Below are 22,042 nucleotides of genomic sequence, written 5' to 3'. Positions count from 1 at the left end.
GTTTCTTTATTCGCTTATTTTCTTGATTTCATGTATATTCGGATTCCTAATACGGATACCAATGCCCCGAACAACACTACCCATGGTGAAGCCTGATCCCCCGCTGTCGGTAATTCTGGTTGTTTTTGTGGCTTTTCAGGCTGATTCGGCTCTAGTTGCTCGTTTAATTTCGTTAGTTCTATGGTTTTCGTAGCATTCGACTGGTTAATTTCAAACGCAACCTCTTTCTCATCTAATATATATCCTTCCTGCGCCTTGATTTCTTTAAAAGAATACTCGCCCCATGCCATATTTTCAACCCTGATTTCTCCATTTTCATCGGTGATTAGCTGATTTTGAACGATGTTTCCTTTATTATCGAGCAGTTGGAATGCCACACCGGAAAGAACCTGCCCCGTATCGCTATCTTTTTTCGTTAGTATGGCGGAACCTTTTGCGCGGTTGTTTTCAACGGTAACCGTGATGGCCTTCGTTTCACTGCTAATAACCTCGATTGTTCTTTTGGTTCGGTCCAAAACATAACCTTCAGGAGACACAACTTCCTCCAAAATATAGTGCCCCGGCTCCAAATTTTCAAAACGTAATTCGCCATCTGAGTTGGTCTTTCCTGTTTTAATTCCCTGATCTGATGTCAACGTGAACTGAGCGCCGGCCAACTTATCTTTTGTTTCGGCATCTACTTTGTCAACTTGGATAGAGCCTACATCATTTCGCGCATTCTTAAAGAGCAACTCTATTATTTCCGAGTTATCAGCCTCAATAATAAGCGGTTTCGGTGTCGTATCTAAAGCATAGCCTTCAGGTGCCGCGGTCTCAACTACGGTGTATTCTCCCGGTTCAATATCTTTAAAAAGTAGTTCTCCCGCCCTATTCGTCGTACCTTCACGAACCACATCTCCAGCTTTATTCAACACTTGAAACGTTGCCCCAGCCAAAAGTTTACCGCTATCTTCTTGATCCACTTTTCGAATCAAAACGCCGTTGCTTACTCGTTTCGTCACGACCGTATTGGAGTCATATTGCTTATCATCCAACTTGATTTCACTTTTATTCGTCACTGTGCCACCAACAGGAAGATCCGCGGCGTCTACCTCGAACGTCACTTCCCCTTTTTCACCTAGCGTAATGTCTTTTTTCGCGGTGAACATCATCGTTTGTCCGGCAAGTTTCATGTCAAATAAATCTGTCCCTGCCAACATTTTTCGATATTGCAAGCGATTATCTAGTGTGTCTGTAAAAACTTGCCCCGCCTTAATCGTACCAGCAATCGCCCTCAACGTTAGCGAGTAAGCGAGCGTGCTATCATCACCAATTAATAAATTCTTATCCACTGATTTTGTTAATACCTTATTAAAATTCGTATTACTATCCGGACGCACTAAAATACTTCCCGAAACATCATCCATATTCGTACTTTGCATCGTAGCTGTATTCTTATAAACCTCTTTATTCGTATCCATATTCACACGATATTCAATCAACAAACAATCAGTTTTCGTCAGATTTTTAAAATTCACTTCGAGACGTTGCGTCGCTTCATCAAACGAAATAGCATCTTTATACTGACTCGTCACATACTTTCGCGAACCATCTGTTGCAATTTTTACAATTCGAATCCCCTTAACCGCAGCAAAATCACTAGCTTCAATATTCGGTGTTATAACTGGACTTTGTTCCACCGATAAACCATCTGGAATCTGATCCGTCACCGTCACATCGCCTAATTCAAAGTCACCATATGGATTCACCGCTAAATGAAAAATATTGTACCTAGAATCACGCTCATCTAAAATACCAATGCCATTCGAATCGACCGCGGATTTCCACCATTTCTCAAAAGGAGTCGGTTTTCCGCCTTCCTCAACTTCCACCCGTAACGTTTGCGAATCCGATTTACCGTTATACGTTACTTCAAATGTTTGCTCAGGACTAATCTCCGTTCCCGGTCGCAATAATGGCGCTTGAAATGCCAAACGGAAAGAAGCCGACCAAGCACCGCCCTCATTGTAACTCGCGTCTGGCTTTACATACACCGCAATACTATTCGGATCATCGTTTGCTGGATTTTCCATATGATCAAACGTAAAGGCATCGGAATAAATATTCGCCAAATCCCCCGACGAAAAAATCTCCCGTGAAATCGTCACTTTAACCAAGCCATTCTCATCCACAATCGTATTCGCATCGGCACTAAGCGTGACCTTCATATTCACTTGACCATTACTAATAATCGGATCATCATACACTTCTAAACCAATATCGAAATTGCCCGCATCCACACTCGCCTGCCCTGCAACACTCGGAAGCATGGCACTGCCACAAATAACTAAAACTAACAACATACTAATTAATCTCTTCATCTCGTACTTACCTCTCCTTAACAAATGATGCCACAGCTTAAAAAATAATTGGTGCTAGAATTGGTAAATAGCTTAGCAAATCAAATATATAAATGTTTCGAACGCCATTTTCATGATTCATACAACTTTTCCAAAGCATCTAGGCAAACCAATTTTTCTATAAACCATCACATCATAAAGTATTAAATTTCCTAGATTCATTGTTTTCACTCTCTTACTTTTCAAAAATGAAAGTCGATAAGACGGTTTTCATTCATCTTATCGACTTTCTACTCACCTATAAACTAGTTATTTCACAACGGCTTCTGTCTCATTTGTTGTATAATCACCTGATAATGAGCCAAATATTGGATCTTCAATAATATCCCACGGTGAAGAAGCAAAAGCTAGCGTGCTAGAAAATTTGTAGCCAGACGGTGCGTTATCAATCGGAATGTTAGGGTATTTTTTCAGAATTTTACCGAAATCAAGCACGACATCTGCTCTATATTTCCCCTGAATAATGAAAAATGATTTTGGAAACTCGACAACAACGCGATCAGAGAAAATTTTCAAATCGCTTGGTGTAATTTTTTTCGTGCCGTTTGGTGTCGAAATTTCTCCCGTGATAGCTCCTAAAAACTCGTCTTGCAGCGCGATATATTTGAATTCATCTGGAATTTTAATCAGTAAATTCGCGTTATCAAAGTCGACAAATCCTAAGCTTTTGCCTTCGTAATGTAGCGTCGCCTTACCAGAGTTGTTCACACCCGGAATATATTTAGCGAGAGATCCTTCTAAAGAGCTCTCCGCCAAAATATGCAACGTATCTGTTGAGCCACCTGTATTTACTTCTTGCGCTGATGCAACCACACCATCGACTTGTAGTGCACTTAATCCTACCATCGCTGCCAAACCTACTGCTAGAACTTGACGTTTATTCATTTCTCCACACTCCCTTATTTTCTAATTGCTGCTGTTTCTTCTGTTACCCATTTACCTTCTTTTGAGCCAATTAAGTTGAAATCAATCATCGCATCTTCTGAAAGTACCGCCGCAAAAGAGTAACCAGATGGATTCTCATCAATTGGAATATTTGGGTATTTGTCTAAAATCGAACCGTAATCAATGGAAAGATCCGCGCTGAATTTAGAACCAATAATGTAGCTAGCTCTTGGGTTTTTTAGGACAATTCGGTCTGCATAAATAGTAATGTCCCCTGCCGTGTATTCGTGTGTTGCCGAGCCGAGCAATGTTGGATACGTAATACTACCCTTGATTGCTCGTTTGAATTCATCTTGTAACGCAACATATTTGAATTCATCTGGAATTTTTACAATCAAATTCGATTTATCAAGCAAGCCAATGCTAACAATCGATTTGGCCGTATAATGCGCGGCGATATTACCTGATTTCGGCACTCCTAGGATGTATGGTGTCAATCTTCCTTCTAGTTCACCACTCGCTAGCAAGCTCAAGCCGTATGTTCCAATCTCGCTGCGCTGTGTTGTGTTCTCCTGTGCGTGAACATCTCCTGGCTGTACTACAAATAATGAACCTGCTAATGCTAATGTGCCTAATCCTACTACATATTTATTCATTCTGTTCCTCTTTCCTAATCCCCTAGTGGACCTTGTTTATTTATTTTCTCTAAAAATTAGTTTGTTACCATCACTGTTGTTCGCTTAATTTCAAATCCTAATTTAGAATACGATACGACTTCTACTTTATCTGTACTGTTTTTGACATAGCCGAGCGCATATACTGCATATTTACCACCTTTCACAAATGCATGGTTCACCGTTTTGCCATTGACAACTAGATCAATTTTATGCGCACCACCCGTCGCTGTTCCAGTAATCAGGTCTTCACCTATTTTATAGGGATCAGCCGTAATGTCTGCACCATCCATGAGATATTTGACATTGACAGGGACTTCCTTAAGCAAGACGCCCTCTTCATTGTAACCACATATCGTCACGTCATCTGTTTCACTCATAATTTTTCCTTGTGCATAAATTTCATACTGGCCATTCTTTGTGGCTATCTGATTTACAATTTTGCCATTGACCTTCAGTTTCACTTGCTTAATATCACTGCTTGCTTTACCTGTAATATTTTCATCAAGCGTCATAATAAAGTCGCTAGCAGTCAGTTCTGTTTGCGATTTCACGATGTTGACTTTCGCCTCTGCAATGACGTTACCTTTTCTGTCCAAACCTTTAATCACTACATCATCTGTAAACTTAGTAATGTATTGGCGGGCGTAGATTTTGTAGTTTCCTTTTCCAGCGTTATTCGTTGATGCTGTCATCCGATCGCGACCATTTACGAAAACTTTTACTTTCACGATGTCTCGTGAATGTGTACCAGTAATGTATTCATCATGGCGATCAAAATCGTAATCATTGGCAGTCAGTTTCGTCTCGATTTTTTTGATTATGACATCTTTTTTGGCGACTACTTTTCCAGATGCGTCAAGCCCATAGATTTCGACTTTTTGATTAGGATCTGTGATGAATTCAGCGGCCCAAATTCTGTATTCTTCGCCAGTTGTGGCCGTTGTATTTTTAACAACGCCATCTACGACAAGTTGGACTTTTTTGATGTTGGGAGAGTTGGTACCGGTGATGTAATCGTCAAACATTTCGTACTCGTCTGCTGTCAATAAGTACTCTTCTTTCGGAATGACGGTGACTTTGATTGTTTTGGTTGTTGTGTTGCTATCTGAATCAGTGACTGCGTACTCCACTTCGTAAACGCCTGACACGTTTGGGTTAACCTCATTTTTGAGTATCTTGATGTCTTTTGTTAGGTCGCCATCCTCTGCGTCATGCGCCGTTACACCTTCTTTTGGATCAAATTTATCCCCTACCTCGATAGTTTTATCTTCAGCGTTGATGACTGGTTTTTCGTTTGATCGAACCGTAACTTTGATGGTTTTCGTCGTTGTATTGCCGTCTGAATCCGTTACCGAATACTCCACTTCGTAAATTCCTGGCACGTTTGGATTGACCTCATTCCGTAACACCTTAATGTCCTTCGTTAGGTCGCCATCCTCTGCGTCATGCGCCGTCACGCCTTCTAGTGGATCGAACTCATTGCCTACTTTGATGGTTTTATCCTCAGCGTAAATGATTGGCTTTTCATTTGAGCTAGCCTCGCCGCTTCCGCTAATTCTTCCGTAGTTTAGCATCTGAAATTTCGCTTCCAAGTCTGCGTCGGTAGATTCCGTATTTTTGGAGCTTGAGCCATCAATGGTTGTTGTCACCATGTTTTTCTCCCAAGCATTGTCGGGCTCTCGATCGTATTCGCCGCCTGTCTTCGTCCAAGTCATCACTGTAGCATCTTTAATCGCAAACATCGTGTTTTTAGTAGCGTAAAAAAGCGGGCTATGCGACTTCTTGTTTTTGATATCGTATGCTTTTGGATTATCCAGCGTTATTCTCGAACCGCCAACCGCAGTAATGACGCCCTTCATGCTATTTCCTGTGACCATAAAAGTGGCTTCTGGATGAATGTTAATCACGCCTGCTTCTTGTAAATCCACAGCTGGATATTCGCCACCACCGCGACTTGTAAGCGCCAATTTTGCATCTTTATGCACAGTTATTGTCGGCGTTGAGTAGTATGCGCCCCTCGCTGCAAAACCTATCGCAGTTCCCGATGCATCAATTTTTAGCGCCGCCGATTCTGCGACATTAATATCGTATACCTTGCCATCAAAAGCGGGATAATAGTATAGGCCTTCTGTATCTTTCGGTGCAACCGCGATGTTCACGTTAGCGCTAGGCTCCACGCTCACTTTCCCAACCGCTTTTCCGCCTACATACTCGCCATCAAAGGCAAAAGCAGCACGTTTGGCGCCATCCGCAGCAATCCCGTTATAATGACCGTTTTCCTTGAATATGACATGACGCACACTCGCATTTTCATACAGTGTCTTCACCGTATTTTGACCGACAAAACTTACTGTTCCGTTCGATGCCTTCACAAGCTTAGAACCGTTGTAATCCATACCTTGAAAAACGACGTCCCAACCACGATTGGCTTCGATGAACTTATAGTCCGCCGCACGCATACCAAGCGCTTTCATATTCTCAACCGTCAATGTGCGATTTTCACCGGTGTAATTCTCTTTTGCACGAATGGCGTATTGTCTCGCATCCACAATCACACCTTGATCCGCGTTACCGTTGATACTGACATTTCGCCAATTCATCTGAATATCTTCTGAAAACGCAATATCTGCTTCAATACTAATGCTTTCCACAGTCGCGTCTTGCAAAGCCTTCTTCAACTCGGCGAACGTATTTACTTTTACAGTCTCGGCCATTGTTTGGCTCGCCGCATTTTTCGAAACAGCTTTGGCATTCGGAATACTGATGTGCATTTGACTCGCAATAACTAGAACAATCAGCATTATTTTAAACATTGATTTCATAATAATAAGCTATTCCTCCCCTCAAACATAATTTTTTTCTGTACTTATGCTTCTCCATATACATTGCTATTACAGGCATCCCTCCTTGCATACAAAATGGATGTAATGTTTTCATTTTATGTGATAACAGCCAATGTATCTGACCAAAAAATGACATAACACATATATTTTTTGAAAAAATAAGGATATGAATTCCCTGTTAAATCATGGCTTTGTTGACCTCATGCGTTATCCTTCACAAATAATCTTAGTATTGGATACTGCTAGTGTGACCTAAAATTTAGGGACAGCTTTTCATGATAAAAAACTCGGAGAATAGCTCCGAATCCTATTTGGTAGCGATTTTTTTCATAAAATGCTCATCTGTAAGTATTTTTTGATTAGATGTCTTTCTAAATAAATCATACGATAACCCTAGACAAGAAATTGTCGCTTGGCATCAAAAATTTTAGGATGCACATCAATTATTTTATATGAGAAAAGAGGGTTAACATGTATTTAGATTATGCTGCAACTACACCGATACACCCATCGGTACTAGAAACAATGTTTGCTGTGATGGAGCAAGAATTCGGGAACCCATCCAGTGTACACCGATTTGGTCGGAAGGCTCGCTACATTTTAGATTCAGCCAAAGTTACGTTAGCTACGAGTATTGGCGCGAAAGAAAACGAAATTATTATGACAAGTGGTGGCTCAGAAAGCAACAACTTAGCCATTTTTGGTGTGATAAATCAACTGCCTCGAAATGCCGGAAAGCACATTATTACGACACAAATCGAGCATGCTTCTGTGAAGGAGGCAATGTCCTATTTAGAGACACAAGGTTTTGAAGTTACTTATTTGGCAGCACAAGCGGACGGTTCCATTTGTCTAGATGTTTTGCAACAAGCAATCCGCCCCGACACGGTTCTTCTGTCTATCATGATGGTGAATAATGAAACGGGTGCTATTATGCCGATTAAGGAGATTAACGCGCTGATTCGAAAGCATCACCCGACAATGATTTTCCATACAGATGCTGTTCAGGCCTATGAAACGCAAAATATCGATGTCACTGAACTTGGCGTAGACCTACTTTCCACCTCTGCCCATAAAATTAGCGGACCTAAAGGGATTGGTTTTCTTTTTAAAAGACAGGGTTGCAAAATTGAGAGCTTAGTAAAAGGCGGCGAACAGGAGGAAAATAATCGCGCTGGGACGGAGAATATTGCGGGAATCGCAGGGTTTGCATACGCGGTGAAAATCATGCAACAGCCTGAAAATAACGTTGTGCCTCATATCCAAGCATTGCGGAATACATTTTTACGAGGTATCGCTGGGCAAGTTGCTTTTGAAGTCAATGGTAGCAATACAAACAAGGCACCGCATATTTTAAATATCTGGTTTCCCGGTATTCCATCGAATTTGCTAGTCCCGCATCTAGATCTCGCTGGTATTGCGATTTCGGCTGGCTCTGCTTGTTCTTCTGGAAGCGTGCAGTTAAGCCATGTTTTAGTTTCGATGTTTGGCCCAGAAAACCCAAGAAATACCGAATCCGTTCGCATTAGTTTTGGTCCAGATTTAACGATTGCAGATATCGAAAACGCTACAAAAATTCTAGTAAAAACAATTTTGAAAATCCAAGACTTATTGCAAAAGGAAGTGTCTCTATGAAAAAAAATATAACAGTAGTAGTAGGTATGAGTGGCGGCGTAAACTCATCGGTTGCCGCCTATTTACTAAAAAAACAAGGATATAACGTCATCGGCTTGTTCATGAAAAACTGGGACGAGAAAAATGAGGATGGCATTTGTACTGCAATAGAAGATTATCGAGATGTTGTAAAAGTCGCGACTGAGCTTGATATTCCTTACTACTCGATTAATTTTGAGACAGAATATATGGAACGTGTATTTAAACATGTCGTTCGCGGCCATTTGGAAGGGAAAAATCCCAGCATTGATGTCCGCTGTAACCAAGAAGTAAAATTCGGTCTTTTCAAGAAATACGCAAAACAATTAGGCGCTGATTACATCGCGACGGGCCATTACGCCAAAATAAGCGTTGTCGATAACGATATCAAGCTTATGACTGGCGCTGATCAAAATGAACAAACCTATTTTCTAAGCATGCTGAAAAAAGAACAATTAGAAAATGTGATTTTCCCGTTATCCGGATTGGCGAGGTGGGAAATCCGTGAACTTGCTATTGGCGCGAAGCTTGCAACCGCCGCAAAAACCGATTCTGATGGTCTTTGCTATATTGGCGAGCAAGAATTTAACCAGTTTATTCGTGATTTTGTAGACCAGGAAAAAGGCGCTATCATTCATGAACAAGAGGAAATCGGCGAACACGATGGTTTGGCTTTTTATAAAATCGGTTCAAGCTATGAATTCGTGACAAAAGACACTACGCTACGACTAACCGTGATTGAGAAAAATGACAGAAATAATACGCTCACCGTTAGCGAAGATCATAATCATCCTCAATTATTCGTCACGGAAGCTCTAATTGAGAGTATAAGCTTGTTTTCACACGCCAGTAACACCTTTGATTCGCTTATTTGTCATGCCAAAACAGGCTACCGCAAGGCAAATATTAGAGTCACCATTTCTCCAAGGAACGAGCGTACACATATCCTATTTGATGAACCAGTACGAGCTCTTTTGCCAGGTCAACATATCGCTCTTTATAGCGGTTCTGAATGTATTGGAGGCGCTATCATTGTCTAGGCTCTTGTTACAAGAAAGTATCTCTAACTATAAAATTTTACATGACGCGCAAGAATCACTTTTTCCCTATATCATTTCTAGAATGGAAAGCAACTCCTCTTTTTCTGTATTAGGCAACATTGCGGCGACTACGCTAGGAATTATAGAAGAGGATGGCGCGACAATCGAATACATGGGTACTCGCTTCGGACCATTATGTAAAGGTTTTTACTTTTGTATTCCTGGTGTTTTCGAATTCACTGGAAAAGCAGTTTTACTAGAACGTACTGGGTACAATGGAAATTTGACAATAGGAAAGGCGAATTTAAAAAGCAATGCTAACCTAGATTCTCTATTTTTCGAAGTACCATTAATTACACAATTAGCACCTAGTACACCTGCATTGAACTATTTTATTTTTCCAAAGGGTTGCCACATTGCATTGCCAAAATCAGTCCACCTCTATGTCGCAAGCGGCAATATTATCCACGATCATGAATCACTAACAGCGAAAGATATCCGTTTTACGACAACATCTACCACGATGGAAGTTAAAAGTGAAGTGGGTAAAGGTTTTCTACTAAGGGCTTTCTAAATTAAAAACAGGTTTAGTGAAGGTACCGATCCCTTACACTAAACCTGCCTTTCGTTGCTCTATTGATTCAAAATACTCTCTTCCAAAAATTCCGACCGATCTCCGTAAACACGCTCAATATGGCCGTCACCCCAATTGCACAGCGCACTTAAAATACTCTCCAGTGATTGCCCGTATTCACTCAATTCATATTCCACTTTCGGCGGCACTTGATTATACACAATCCGATTGATAATCCCATCTTGCTCTAACTCTCGCAATTGCTGCGTGAGCATTTTTTGCGTGATGGATGGAATAAGGCGTTTTAGCTCGCTCGTCCGTTTTTTTCCGTGCGTTAAATGGCATAGAATCACACATTTCCACTTGCCGCCAATGACTTCAAGTGTAGCCTCGACGGAGATATTATATTTCTTTTTCATATTTGGCTCCTTTTCATAGGTACTAAAAAGTGCCTACAGCACAAAAAAGTACGTACTTGTTTTAATGTCTACTAAGTATCATAATAACACTTGTCATCAAAAAAGCAAGCAGAACTTAGGAGGGTTTAACTTTGAAAGGGAATCGAAATATTTTTGCCTTATTAGCTTTAGCAGTTAGTGCTTTTGCGATTGGAACGACCGAATTTATCAGCGTCGGGTTGTTGCCACTCATCGCCGAAGACTTAGCAATACCAGTGAGCACAGCAGGTCTGACCGTCTCGCTTTATGCAGTTGGCGTCATGTTCGGCGCACCAATCCTGACCGCACTCACATCACGCATGAATCGCAAAACGTTACTGCTCGCCATCATGATTGTATTCATACTCGGCAACTTGGCCGCGGCATTCTCCAACACCATCGCGCTACTACTCATCGCCCGCGTCATTTCCGCCTTCGCGCACGGCGTCTTCATGTCCATCGGGTCCACCATCGCGGCTGACCTCGTCCCACCAAACAAGCGGGCAAGCGCCATTTCCATCATGTTCACCGGACTCACCATCGCAACCGTAACCGGCGTCCCAATCGGCACACTCGTCGGGCAACAGTTCGGCTGGCGCGTCGCGTTCTTCGGCATCGCAGCAATCGGCATCATCGCCCTTATCGCGAACCTCATCCTGATTCCGAAAAAACTGCGTCCCGGCACCAAAATGACGCTCGGCGACCAAGTCAAAGTACTCACAAATGGCCCACTACTACTCGTGTTCGCCATCACAGCACTAGGCTACGGCGGAACCTTCGTCGTATTCACCTATCTAACACCGCTACTCGAACAAGTCACCGGTTTCCCAACGAGCACCATCGCGATTCTCCTTTTCATCTACGGAATCGCCATCGCAGTCGGCAACATGATCGGCGGAAAAGTCGCGAACAAACGGCCAATCCAAGCCCTATTTTACATGTTCATCGCGCAAGCCATCGTGCTCGGATTGCTCTACTTCACCGCCCCATCCAAAGTTTTCGGACTCGCAACGATCCTGCTCATGGGCGTGTTTGCCTTCATGAACGTTCCCGGCTTACAAGTCTACGTCGTGATTCTAGCCGAGAAATTCGTCCCAAAAGGCGTCGACATCGCGTCCGCCCTTAACATCGCAGCATTCAACGCAGGAATCGCGCTCGGCTCCTATCTTGGCGGCCTCGTCATCACCCACATGCGCATCATCGACACGACCTGGATCGGCATGATCATGGTCCTCGTAGCCGTCGCCCTAACCGCATGGAGTAAAAAATTAGAAACAAAACAGGAGGAATTTTAAAAATGAAAACAGTCAAATTAGCAAATGGAATCGACATGCCCGTCCTTGGACTCGGCGTATTTAAAGTAGAAGAAGGCGCAGAACTCGTGTCCGCCATCAAAGAAGCTATCCGAATCGGCTACCGCAGCATCGACACCGCAGCCATCTACGGAAACGAAGCCAGCACAGCGCAAGGAATCCGCGAATCCGGCGTCCCACGCGGCGACCTTTTCATCACATCCAAAGTCTGGAACGCCGATCTCGGCTACGAAGAAACGCTCGCCGCATTCGACGAAACCCTGCGCAAAATGGAGCTCGACTATCTCGACCTCTATCTCATTCACTGGCCAGTCGAAGGCAAATACATCGACGCATGGCGCGCCCTCGAAAAGCTCCACAAAGACGGCCGCATCCGCGCAATCGGCGTCAGCAACTTCCAGATTCACCACCTAGAAACGCTCAAAAAACACGCCACCATCATGCCCGTCGTGAACCAAATCGAACTCCATCCAAGACTCACACAAAAAGAGCTCATCACGTATTGCACTGAAAACAACATCCGCGTCGAAGCCTGGTCCCCACTCATGCAAGGCGGCCTGTTCGACAACCCGACACTCCAAGAAATCGCAACCAATCACGGCAAATCCGTCGCCCAAGTCATCCTGCGTTGGGACTTACAAAACGACATCATCGTCATCCCAAAATCAACAAAAGCCCACCGCATCGCAGAAAACATGGACATCTTTGACTTCGAATTAACCCCCAAAGAACTAACAAAAATCGATGCGCTCAATCAAAACCTCCGAGTCGGTCCAGACCCAGATAACATTGATTTCTAAACGCGAAAAAGCGATGGTTCACAGAAAAACCATCGCTTTTTTCTACTTCTTGAATGTATATTTATTCGTATTCCTCACAACCATACTATTCGGATCCGCAATCCTCGTCACCAATTTTGCCTTCCTCGTATTCAACTTCCCATCCGTAAACAACGCAACATCCCGATAATTTTTCGACAAAATCATCCCATATCCCGACACCTTGCTCCATTTCATATTATTCCACTCCCCATTATTATGCGCACCACGAAAAGCAATAACCTCAGTCGGCATCGCAACAATTTTCCCAATGTAATTCCCGATGATCGCCGTCCGTTTATTATTCACAGTCAGCGAAATCCCATTATAATTCGTCCGACCGCTACTCTCCAGCTGCACCCGATTCCCCGAAACAACCGCGCCAAAAGTCGATTGCATCACGATTCCGCCACCATAAATACTGACCGCCTGCACATTCTCGACCTGATTATTCAAAACCTGTATACCTGTTGCATAAACCGCATCCCGATTCTTCTTCAATTTCGCACCCGAAACAACGATCCCCCGAACCGTCTTAAATTTCTCCGATTTCACCAATTTCAGCTTCGCATAATCCGCCTGCTTATTAATCCGGTTATTACGAATCATCACATTTTGAGGCGGGCTAACCGTTCCCACATCACCAGCCAGCGTTATCGAAACCACCGCAATCGCGTTTCTCACATTCACAATCGTATTATTCTGAATCACCAAATTCCGTCCATGATGCGTGTCAATCCCTTCCCAAACCGCATTATTCAAAATATACGAATCCGTAATCACAGCACCATCACTACGCGGATTCACCTTCGCCTGCACACTCGCCACCAATTTACTATTATAAATCTCCGTCAACGCAATATTGTACGCCAATCGTTCCCCCATCACGCCAATATCCCGCACCGTCACTTTTTGAACCGTCGTATTGTTCGCCGAATAGCCAATAATCCCCGCATACCCAATCGCCGAAACCACCATCTGCGCCGGCGTCGTCCCAGCAATCCGCACCCGATCCGTATACTTCATATAAATCCCATTCCCACCAAAATTCCGAATCCGGCTATTCACAATTTGCACATTCCGCACACGCTGACTCGCACTCGCACCAACAATCTCAATCCCATTATGCCGCTGATTCACAACCTTACTCTTCTGCCCATCCAAAACAACATTTTCAAGCTTCGTGTCGCTTCCCATCCTCACAACCGGAATCGACTCATTTTTCCATATCTTCAAAACTGGCATCGCGCTCAAACTAGCCCCACGGAGCGTCACGCCCGCCGGAACAACCACCGTCCGCGCAAGCATCATTTCCCCTTTCGGCAATGTTACCACTTTCTCCGATGCCACCTTACTACTCTTCGCTTTTTGTAACGCTGAATCCATCATTTGACTATTCATCTCTGGCGACAACTCCACCGAAGCGTTCGCGCCCGAAGAAAACATCATGGTGAGAAATACTAGCAATGCCCCAACGACAATCTTGGCCTGCATCATCCTATTCTCCTCCATTCAAAACAGCTTTTCCCCCTTTACCATCATTTTTCCCAATCCAAACAAAAAAGCGTGAAAAGCACAGCTTCCACTGCCAATTCACGCCATTCAATCAAATATATTTCAAAATATCACTCGGCTTCTCCAACACAACATTCGCGTCCGCAAAACCGTCCGTCCTCCTCGCACCCCACAAAGCCAGCCCGAAATCAGCACCAGCCGCGTGAGCGCACGCCATATCATATGTAGCATCCCCAACATAAAGCGTCGTCGCCGGATCCGCACCAAGCAACGCCATACACCGTAAAAGCGGATCAGGATGCGGTTTATGATTCTCCGTGTCACTCGCACAAACAATCGCGTCAAAATACTGCGCCAAATCAAACGGATAAAATCCCGTCTCCATCTCGCCCGCATTTTTCGAAGTCACCACACCGATTCCGCCCAACTTCGCCAAAACCTCCACGATTCCGTCGAAAACCTCGACCTCCTCATTCAGCTTAGCCTCCATCGCGAACCAGTCCGCCATCACCGCATCCCGATCCTTCACATCCAGTTGCGCCAATGCCTTCTCGCCCGTAATCCCAAGCGCAAACCGCAAATCATCCTGCTCATAATGCAAACCAACATTCCCGAGCGCCACGCGTAACGCCTGTAAAACCACGCGTTCCGTATCCAAAAGCGTCCCATCCACATCAAAAATCACCGTTTTATACACCAAAATACCGCTCCTCTCGCGCGCACCACTCACTCCACAAAATGATGCTGGTGATGCGTCGTATATTGCCGTCTCTTCTCATATTTAAAACGCTGCACTTCCGGTTTCACACCATATCGCGCCGTCCGTAACTCCCGCGCAAAATCCGCCAAATCACCATCCACAGCCTCACCCAACTCAAAACACATATCCCCACAAGAAAACGTCACGAAAAGCCGTCCATTCTCCGGAACAACCACAATATCCGTCAACTTCGCAATCGGAAACGTCTGCCGCTTTTTCAAGCCCAAGCTATAATTCCGATCAAAAACAAGATAATCTCGCTCCAAATAAAACTCCCCGTACTGAAACTCCATCCCAAAATTCGCCGTCACTTTACACATACCTTGCACACGCATCCCAATCGCCTCCTCTAATCAAGTGTAGAATATACACCAGATAAATCGGCGGCAAGCGTCCGCATCTCGAGATTTTGACGGACTTCCGGTTCTCACATACACCAGTATGCTCCGCTTCCGGCTTCCGCCAAAATCTCGAAATACAAACGCTTTCGCTCGATTTGTGCAATGCCAAATTGGCATCCTACACCAAAACAAATACGTAGTGTTTTCACTCTACACTAAAGATAAACGATGAAATGCGTTTCAGGTCAAGCCCCTATATCGAATTTCGCATAATAATTTTATGTTGCACCAGTTTTTTCTCCACTTTTCCATTCAAAAATAGCTCCACAGCGCACTTCCCAATCTCCCGCAAATTCTTATCCACCGTCGAAATATCCAGCACATCTGCAATCGCCAAATTCTCCTCACCCAAAATCGCAATGTCCCGCGGCACATCCAAGCCCCGATGCGTCACATAATAATGCATCCCAGCCGCGACTTCATCCCCATTCGCATACATCGCCGTCGGAGGTTCCGCCAAAGCCAAAAACGACTCCGCCGCCCGCTTCCCGTCCGCCACATCATAACAATCCTGCAAAATAAGCCCCGCGTCCAGTTCCCCGAATACAGCCTCATACGCCATTATTTTCAACTTCGTACTATTGCTCCACTGCTCCGCGCGTCCGGTCGTAAAGCCAACACGCCCATGCCCAGCATCCTTAAAAGCCTGAAACCCGTCCGTGTACGCCTGAAACTGATCCACATAAGCACACGAAATCAGCGGATCATTAATATACTCACAAGCCACAATCGGCCCATAATTCGCATACGGCGCAATCGTTTTCCAATCATTCGCCCGCGACGCAATAATCAGCCCATCAATCCGCTTCGTTTTCAGCATCCGTAAATACCGCTCCTCCTCTGCCCGATCATACCCAGTCGGACAAATCACAACCGAATAACACTTCGCAAAAGCCGCCTCTAAAACACCGTTCATCACCTTATCAAACCACGGATGATCATTATACGGCAGCACAAAACCAATCGTATTCGTTCGCCCCCGACTAAGATCCACCGCATTCCGATTCGGACTATAATCCAGCTCCGCCATCACCTCTTGCACACGCTTACGTTTTCCCTCCGCCACATACGGATGCTCATTCAAAACCCGCGAAACCGTCGTCACCGAAACCCCCGCCAATTTTGCAATATCCTTAATATTCGACAAGCCACGCACCTCCGTTTTCACCTACCCCTATCATACCCATAAAGCCCCAGCATCTCAAGTCTCAAAAATGTACAGCGAAAAAACCGTGTTTAGCCTCAAAATCACTTTTTGTATTATTCATCAATTTCTGTTAAAATTTATATACAAACTACAACGTAAGGTGGGATCAGATGGAAAGCACGATAGAACATAATACGAGAAAACCGCTTTTAAGCTTTGACGAACTAATCCACAAAATGCGTAACAAAGGAATCCAATTCAACATCATCAATACCGCAACAGCCAGAGAAGTTTTAGAAAAACACACATACTACTTCAAATTAGGCTCCTTCCGAAAAAATTATAAACAAGATTCCAACGGGCATTATATAAAACTAGAATTTGCTTATTTAGCAGACGTCGCAACACTCGACACCCAGCTAAGATATATCCTTTTAAAAATGTGTTTAGATATCGAACATGCTATTAAAACAAAAATAATAACCAATGTTACAAATGATCCACGTGAAGACGGATACAGTGTCATCGATCTTTTCTTTACAAAAACGCCCTCTAAAAAAGACATTTTATTCGAGCATGTCAGTAAGTCCAGCAAACTATACAAAAATTATTACACCGAAACACCTATCTGGGTAGCATTCGAGCTAATGAATTATGGCATGTTCACAAGGTTTGTAGAATATTACTATGCCAATGTCCAACTCAATAAAACACATTTCAAAAAAGCTAATGAACTCATCAAATATGTGAAAAACATCCGAAATAAAGCAGCCCACAGTAGCCCTATCATCCTCTCCATTCACCCAAACAAGCAAAAAAATTCCTATCTCTATAATATAAGCAAAGAGATAAACCTGACCAATAATCAAATCAAAGTAGAACGCATCCATGATATCCTCGCTATTTTCATCTTACATCAAGCCTACTGCACCAAAGGCATTCATACCGATCGAATAAACCTTATGACAGCATTTCTTAAAAGATATGAGCAAAATAAAAAATACTACGCTAACAATGAGAATATAAAACGATTCTTCTCTTCTCTCTACATTTTAGTTGACAAATATCACTAAACCATCTATTATTATATTCAAGGAACAAGGTTCAAACCTTGCGGATCAATTGTACGCATGCGATCTGTTTTGCACGAAATAAAGAGGCCTAGTAGTTCAAGCTACTAGGTCTCTTTTGTGCCCTCATCACACAAAAATGCGTCTCCAAAACTATCCTTGGAAACGCATCTTCATCATTACTCTTGCCGTTCTATCTCCACTCGCATTGTGACAACACGTGAATCCTTAATCTCCGTCACAATAAAAGTTAAATTCTCATATTCCAAAATGACCTCTTCCCCATCATCTGGAATCGTCTTCAGCTGCGTCAACACAAAGCCCGCAATCGTATCAATCCCCTTGTCAGGAAGTTCCACGTGAAACAATTCATTGAAATCGTCAATCGGCATACGTCCCTCAACAATAAATGTATGCTCATCCAACTGCTTCACCTCGTCAGACAACGCATCAAACTCATCATCAATCTCACCAACAATTTCCTCCAATAAATCCTCCACCGTCACGATACCCGCAACGCCGCCATACTCATCCATCAAGATTGCCATTTGATTATGTGATTTTTGCATTGCTTTCAACAAATCATCCACAAAAATCGTCTCCGGCACAAAGAAAGCCTCTTTTACTAACTGTTTCACGTCGATATTATCAAAACCATACTTCCTCGCCGCCAAAAATACATCCTTCATATGCAGAATACCATACACCGAGTCCATGTCATTCAAATAAACCGGAATACGCGAATAATTACGCTCCAAAAGTTTATCCACCAACACACCCGAATCCTCATTCGCATCAATCATAAAGCTATCCGTCCGCGGCACCATCACTTCCTTCGCATAAATCGTGTCCATTTCAAAAACACCACGAAGCATGTCCAGTTCCGCCTTTTCAATCGCGCCATCACGCCGACCAGTCTCAATAATAAGCTGCATTTCCTCACGCGTCATTTTTTCCGTATTCTCATTCTTATCCATGCGCGTTATTTTCACAAGCACATTCGTCGAGAACGACAAAAATTTAACGAAAGGCGCTAAAACCGTACTGATAATCATAATTGGTCGTACTGAAAAACGAGATATCGCTTCCGCTTTTTGCAAAGCCAACCGCTTCGGATAAAGCTCACCAAAAACAAGCGTAATATAAGATAAAATAATCGTCACAACGACTACAGCCATCTCATTCGCAAAAGCAGTTCCACCAAATCGCGTCCCCAGAACAGAGGCAATACTCGTTGCCGCCGCCGCACTAGAGAAGAATCCAGCAAGCGTGATACCAACTTGTATCGTCGCGATAAATCGACTCGGATCATCTATCATTTTCACAAGCAACTGGGACTTCTTATCCCCTTGCTCCGCCTGTGATCTGACACGGTTTTTATTGAGCGATACCAAAGCCATTTCCGCCGAAGCAAAAAACGCATTCAATAACGTCAACACCAAAATAAGAATTAATTGTACAATAATCTGCTGACTCTCGGGGTCAGGGTTCATCCAACCATCCACTCCTTTATCTTAGTATGGAACATACTCGGTGTAAATCGTCGGCAAGCGTTCGCAATCGAATAATTTGGCGGACTTCCGGTACTCATGTACACGAGTACACTCCGCTTCCGGCTTCCACCAAATTATCCGATTACAAACGCTTTCGCTCGATTTGTGTAAAGCTAAGTCTTCATCCTACCCAAAAAGATCAGAACTGCGACTCAACCTTGTTCGAGTACATTCATACACTTGATAAAATTCTACCATGTTTCGCTACGGTTCTGCAAGAAATCATAATTCTTTAAAAATACTGACAGCGTCGTCTTGGATCATTGTGTATTGGAAGGGCAGTCGTAGCAGCTCTTGGTTCACTGCGAATACGGTGCTTCCGCTTTTGCGATAGTCGGTTAGGTTGCAGAATGGACTGACTTTGAAAGAGGTTCCTACGATGACTATCAAATCTGCTTTCGTGATTGCTGCTAACGCGCCATTTATTGCTTCTTCTGGTAAATTTTCTTCGTATAGTACGACTTCTGGGCGAATGATGCCGCCGCAGTTTTCGTGTTTATCTGATTCTAAATATTGCTCTGAACGTACCGTCATGCCGCATTTCTGGCAGTGACAGCGATATAGACTGCCGTGAAATTCTACCACGTTGCGCGACCCCGCTTTTTCATGCAGACCGTCAATGTTTTGCGTCACGACCGTCACCTTTTTCCCCGCGCGCCGCTCGATCTCCGCCATTTTTTCGTGAATTGCATTCGGCTCCGCGTCCGGATAGTACATACTATCCCGCACAAACGCATAAAACTTATCCGGCTCGTTTCGCAAACACGTCGCGCTCAGCAGATACTCCGGATTTTCCCGTCCCGTATAAAGTCCATTTTTCGAGCGATAATCTGGGATTCCTGAGGGCACCGAAACACCCGCTCCCGTCAAAAACACAATCCGTTCACTACTCGCCAGACTTTCCGCAAGCGTCATCATCACTCCACCTCCCCAGGATACACGCGATCCTTCCAATTCCACCACTTCAAAAGCGCCGGATCAGGTTCTTCCGTCTCCACAAAATACACCGCACAGCGAAACGTGTACAGCACACAAGGATCAACTCGCGCGCCCTCAAATTCACACATCAACTCATACAAATGCAGTGGATTCTTCCCTTTCAAATCCGCCATTTTAGAAACACCAATATTATGCAGCGCCTCACTCAAACGCTTCCCGATTCCAGGTATTTGCAATAACTCATCTTTCATCACGACCGCCTCCGTTCCTTGCCTCTATTCTACCACGCATGCTATACTAACTACCAAACATTTAAAGGAGCGTCACCCAATGAAAACCAGCATCCAACTAAAAATGATCCAAACCATCGCAAAAGTAGGCAAAATAAACAAACTCTGGTACTTAAAAGGCTCTGCACTAAAAACCACAATCGCAAAAAAACAAAGCAAAATAGCCCTTCCATCCAAAAAATTACGCGAATCTTGCGCGGTAACTTCCCATCAAATAGAAGGGTTCGATCTCTATGAAGTCTCCCCAAAATCCGATGCGAAAAATCTCATTATTTATCTTGCAGGCGGAGGCTTCGTGCTTCCCATCAGCTCTTTACACTGGGACTTCATCCAATTATTAGTCGACGAAACGAACAGCAAAGTCATCGTCCCACTTTACCCACTAGCACCCAATCACAATGTCGATACCGTCATGCAATACCTCACGACCATCTATAAAAATAGCACTCAACAGCAACAACCCGAAGCAATCACCATCATGGGCGACTCAGCAGGTGGCAACTTGGCGCTGGCCTTTAGCATATACCTGAAAACACTAGGTTTACCGCAACCAAAACAAATCATTGCCATCTCACCAGTCGTCGATCTCACATTCTCAAATCCTGACATCGCTGCAATTGAAGCAAAAGACTACATCGTCGGCACTCCCGCGCTAAAAGAAATCGGAGAATGGTATCGCGGTACGCACACTTTGCAAAGTCCCATTATCAGCCCATTTTTCGGTGATTTCACCCACACAGCACCCCGCGTTATTTTTAGCAGTACAGGTGATTTAACGAATCCCGACACACGCCTTTTCGCCGAGAAGCACAAGGAAAACACCACTTACTACGAGTACCCAGATTATCCACATATCTTCCCGATCTATCCTATTCCAGAAGGTGAAGATGCCCGTCGCAAAATTATTTCTCAGCTCAAAACAAAGAACAAGCCACAAATTTAGAATGGCTTGTTCTTCGTTTCCTTATTATTTCTGCGTCGCTTCCCAATCCGCCAAGAATTTCTCAATACCCGAATCAGTCAGCGGATGCTTCAACATTTGCTCATACACTTTAAACGGTATCGTCGCAATATCCGCACCCGCACGCGCGCACTCAATCACGTGAATCGGATGACGCACACTCGCCGAAATAATCTCCGTATCAATATCATGCACTTCAAAAATTTCCGCAATGTCGCGAATCAAAATCAAGCCATCCGAACCGATATCATCCAAGCGTCCTAAAAACGGCGAAACATATGTAGCACCCGCTCGTGCCGCAAGTAAAGCCTGCGCTGCCGAGAAAACTAGCGTCACGTTCGTCTTGATACCTTCCTTATTTAACACCGCGACCGCAGCCAAACCCTCACCCGTCATCGGAATCTTAACGACCATATTCGGATGGATTTTCGCAATCACGCGACCTTCTTCAATCATTTTTTCTGCTTCCAAACTCACGACTTCACCACTGATTGGCCCGTCCACAATCGACGTAATTTCCTCGATGACCTGGTTAAAATCCCGACCTTCCTTCGCTATCAATGACGGGTTCGTTGTCACCCCAGCAATGAATCCCATTCGGTTCGCCTTCCGGATCTCCTCTACATTTGCAGTATCAATAAAAAATTTCATGTTCATCCTCCTCATACGCGTTAAACGCTTTCATAACTTCCACCTCATTGTATACCTTTTGCCACTAAATGTCTCATGAACTGCCTTTTCCACAAAAAATAGGCACAACATTCGCG

The 22,042-nt window shown here is 43.9% G+C and carries 20 protein-coding genes; 7 read left to right on the top strand and 13 right to left on the bottom strand.

All coding sequences use genetic code 11. The annotated features are described in order from the left end of the window. Nucleotides 1-14 precede the first annotated feature (14 nt). The 4 genes from EP58_RS10290 to EP58_RS17030 all read right to left on the bottom strand — a co-directional run bounded on the left by EP58_RS10290 (nucleotide 15) and on the right by EP58_RS17030 (nucleotide 6,783). Nucleotides 15-2,360: a SpaA isopeptide-forming pilin-related protein gene (locus EP58_RS10290; RefSeq protein WP_137657477.1), complete on the bottom strand. Its 2,346-nt coding sequence runs from the start codon at nucleotides 2,358-2,360 to the stop codon at nucleotides 15-17. Nucleotides 2,361-2,648: 288 nt separating this feature from the next. Then, nucleotides 2,649-3,284: a hypothetical protein gene (locus EP58_RS10285; protein ID WP_036093120.1), complete on the bottom strand. Its 636-nt coding sequence runs from the start codon at nucleotides 3,282-3,284 to the stop codon at nucleotides 2,649-2,651. Between the two features lie 14 nt (nucleotides 3,285-3,298). Next, nucleotides 3,299-3,940 (bottom strand): hypothetical protein, encoded by a 642-nt coding sequence (locus tag EP58_RS10280; RefSeq protein ID WP_036093119.1) that lies wholly within the window; start codon nucleotides 3,938-3,940, stop codon nucleotides 3,299-3,301. Nucleotides 3,941-3,996: 56 nt separating this feature from the next. Then, nucleotides 3,997-6,783: an immunoglobulin-like domain-containing protein gene (locus tag EP58_RS17030; RefSeq protein ID WP_052171432.1), complete on the bottom strand. Its 2,787-nt coding sequence runs from the start codon at nucleotides 6,781-6,783 to the stop codon at nucleotides 3,997-3,999. A 492-nt stretch (nucleotides 6,784-7,275) separates the two neighbouring features. Here EP58_RS17030 and EP58_RS10270 point away from each other — a divergent pair, with 492 nt between their 5' ends. The 3 genes from EP58_RS10270 to EP58_RS10260 are packed head-to-tail and all read left to right on the top strand — an operon-like array spanning nucleotide 7,276 to nucleotide 10,071. Further along, nucleotides 7,276-8,439, top strand: a complete 1,164-nt coding sequence (locus EP58_RS10270; protein WP_036093118.1) for a cysteine desulfurase family protein — start codon at nucleotides 7,276-7,278, stop codon at nucleotides 8,437-8,439. After that, nucleotides 8,436-9,497, top strand: a complete 1,062-nt coding sequence (gene mnmA / locus EP58_RS10265; RefSeq protein WP_036093117.1) for a tRNA 2-thiouridine(34) synthase MnmA — start codon at nucleotides 8,436-8,438, stop codon at nucleotides 9,495-9,497. The genes EP58_RS10270 and mnmA overlap by 4 nt, the downstream gene beginning before the upstream one ends. After that, the gene (locus EP58_RS10260) at nucleotides 9,475-10,071 is read left to right on the top strand and encodes a hypothetical protein (protein ID WP_149028269.1); all 597 of its coding nucleotides are present in this window, start codon (nucleotides 9,475-9,477) and stop codon (nucleotides 10,069-10,071) included. Before mnmA ends, EP58_RS10260 begins: the two co-directional genes overlap by 23 nt. Nucleotides 10,072-10,130: 59 nt before the next feature. Here EP58_RS10260 and EP58_RS10255 read toward each other — a convergent pair whose 3' ends face one another. Further along, entirely contained in the window at nucleotides 10,131-10,490 is a 360-nt protein-coding gene (locus EP58_RS10255; protein WP_036093113.1) for a winged helix-turn-helix transcriptional regulator, read from the bottom strand. A 131-nt stretch (nucleotides 10,491-10,621) separates the two neighbouring features. Here EP58_RS10255 and EP58_RS10250 point away from each other — a divergent pair, with 131 nt between their 5' ends. Together EP58_RS10250 and EP58_RS10245 are read left to right on the top strand one after the other, a co-directional pair. Next, nucleotides 10,622-11,803 carry an MFS transporter gene (locus EP58_RS10250; RefSeq protein ID WP_036093112.1) on the top strand — a complete coding sequence of 394 codons (1,182 nt, stop codon included), beginning with the start codon at nucleotides 10,622-10,624 and terminating at the stop codon, nucleotides 11,801-11,803. Nucleotides 11,804-11,805: 2 nt separating this feature from the next. Next, on the top strand, nucleotides 11,806-12,621 hold the full coding sequence (locus EP58_RS10245; RefSeq protein WP_036093110.1) for an aldo/keto reductase: 816 nt from the start codon (nucleotides 11,806-11,808) through the stop codon (nucleotides 12,619-12,621). A gap of 42 nt (nucleotides 12,622-12,663) precedes the next feature. Here EP58_RS10245 and EP58_RS10240 read toward each other — a convergent pair whose 3' ends face one another. From EP58_RS10240 to EP58_RS10225, 4 genes are all read right to left on the bottom strand, one after another. Continuing rightward, complete coding sequence (locus tag EP58_RS10240; RefSeq protein WP_036093108.1) at nucleotides 12,664-14,136, bottom strand: right-handed parallel beta-helix repeat-containing protein; 1,473 nt, start codon at nucleotides 14,134-14,136, stop codon at nucleotides 12,664-12,666. 109 nt (nucleotides 14,137-14,245) lie between these two features. Next, nucleotides 14,246-14,851, bottom strand: a complete 606-nt coding sequence (locus EP58_RS10235) for an HAD family hydrolase (RefSeq protein ID WP_036093221.1) — start codon at nucleotides 14,849-14,851, stop codon at nucleotides 14,246-14,248. A gap of 29 nt (nucleotides 14,852-14,880) precedes the next feature. Next, on the bottom strand, nucleotides 14,881-15,249 hold the full coding sequence (locus EP58_RS10230) for a hypothetical protein (protein ID WP_036093107.1): 369 nt from the start codon (nucleotides 15,247-15,249) through the stop codon (nucleotides 14,881-14,883). 259 nt (nucleotides 15,250-15,508) lie between these two features. Beyond that, a complete protein-coding gene (locus EP58_RS10225; RefSeq protein ID WP_036093105.1) occupies nucleotides 15,509-16,462 on the bottom strand; it encodes a LacI family DNA-binding transcriptional regulator in 954 nt (317 codons plus the stop codon). Between the two features lie 170 nt (nucleotides 16,463-16,632). On the opposite strand from EP58_RS10225, the gene EP58_RS10220 reads away from it, so the two are divergent. Next, on the top strand, nucleotides 16,633-17,535 hold the full coding sequence (locus tag EP58_RS10220) for an Abi family protein (RefSeq protein ID WP_036093104.1): 903 nt from the start codon (nucleotides 16,633-16,635) through the stop codon (nucleotides 17,533-17,535). Between the two features lie 176 nt (nucleotides 17,536-17,711). Here EP58_RS10220 and EP58_RS10215 read toward each other — a convergent pair whose 3' ends face one another. The 3 genes from EP58_RS10215 to EP58_RS10205 form a co-directional block, all read right to left on the bottom strand. After that, entirely contained in the window at nucleotides 17,712-19,025 is a 1,314-nt protein-coding gene (locus EP58_RS10215; RefSeq protein ID WP_036093102.1) for a hemolysin family protein, read from the bottom strand. A gap of 282 nt (nucleotides 19,026-19,307) precedes the next feature. Next, nucleotides 19,308-20,003, bottom strand: coding sequence for an NAD-dependent protein deacylase (locus EP58_RS10210; RefSeq protein ID WP_036093100.1), 696 nt, complete (start codon nucleotides 20,001-20,003; stop codon nucleotides 19,308-19,310). Then, nucleotides 20,003-20,275: a helix-hairpin-helix domain-containing protein gene (locus EP58_RS10205; RefSeq protein ID WP_036093098.1), complete on the bottom strand. Its 273-nt coding sequence runs from the start codon at nucleotides 20,273-20,275 to the stop codon at nucleotides 20,003-20,005. Before EP58_RS10205 ends, EP58_RS10210 begins: the two co-directional genes overlap by 1 nt. Before the next feature lie 79 nt (nucleotides 20,276-20,354). Between EP58_RS10205 and EP58_RS10200 the strand changes: the two genes are divergently transcribed. Further along, entirely contained in the window at nucleotides 20,355-21,257 is a 903-nt protein-coding gene (locus EP58_RS10200; protein ID WP_036093096.1) for an alpha/beta hydrolase fold domain-containing protein, read from the top strand. 24 nt (nucleotides 21,258-21,281) lie between these two features. Here the strand turns inward: EP58_RS10200 and fsa are convergent, their stop codons facing one another. Then, complete coding sequence (gene fsa, locus EP58_RS10195; protein ID WP_036093095.1) at nucleotides 21,282-21,926, bottom strand: fructose-6-phosphate aldolase; 645 nt, start codon at nucleotides 21,924-21,926, stop codon at nucleotides 21,282-21,284. Nucleotides 21,927-22,042: the final 116 nt, after the last annotated feature.

It is taken from the genome of Paenilisteria newyorkensis, assembly GCF_000766145.1.
Classification (GTDB): Bacteria; Bacillota; Bacilli; order Lactobacillales; family Listeriaceae; genus Listeria_A; species Listeria_A newyorkensis.
This window is presented reverse-complemented; position numbering and strand designations above follow the sequence as displayed.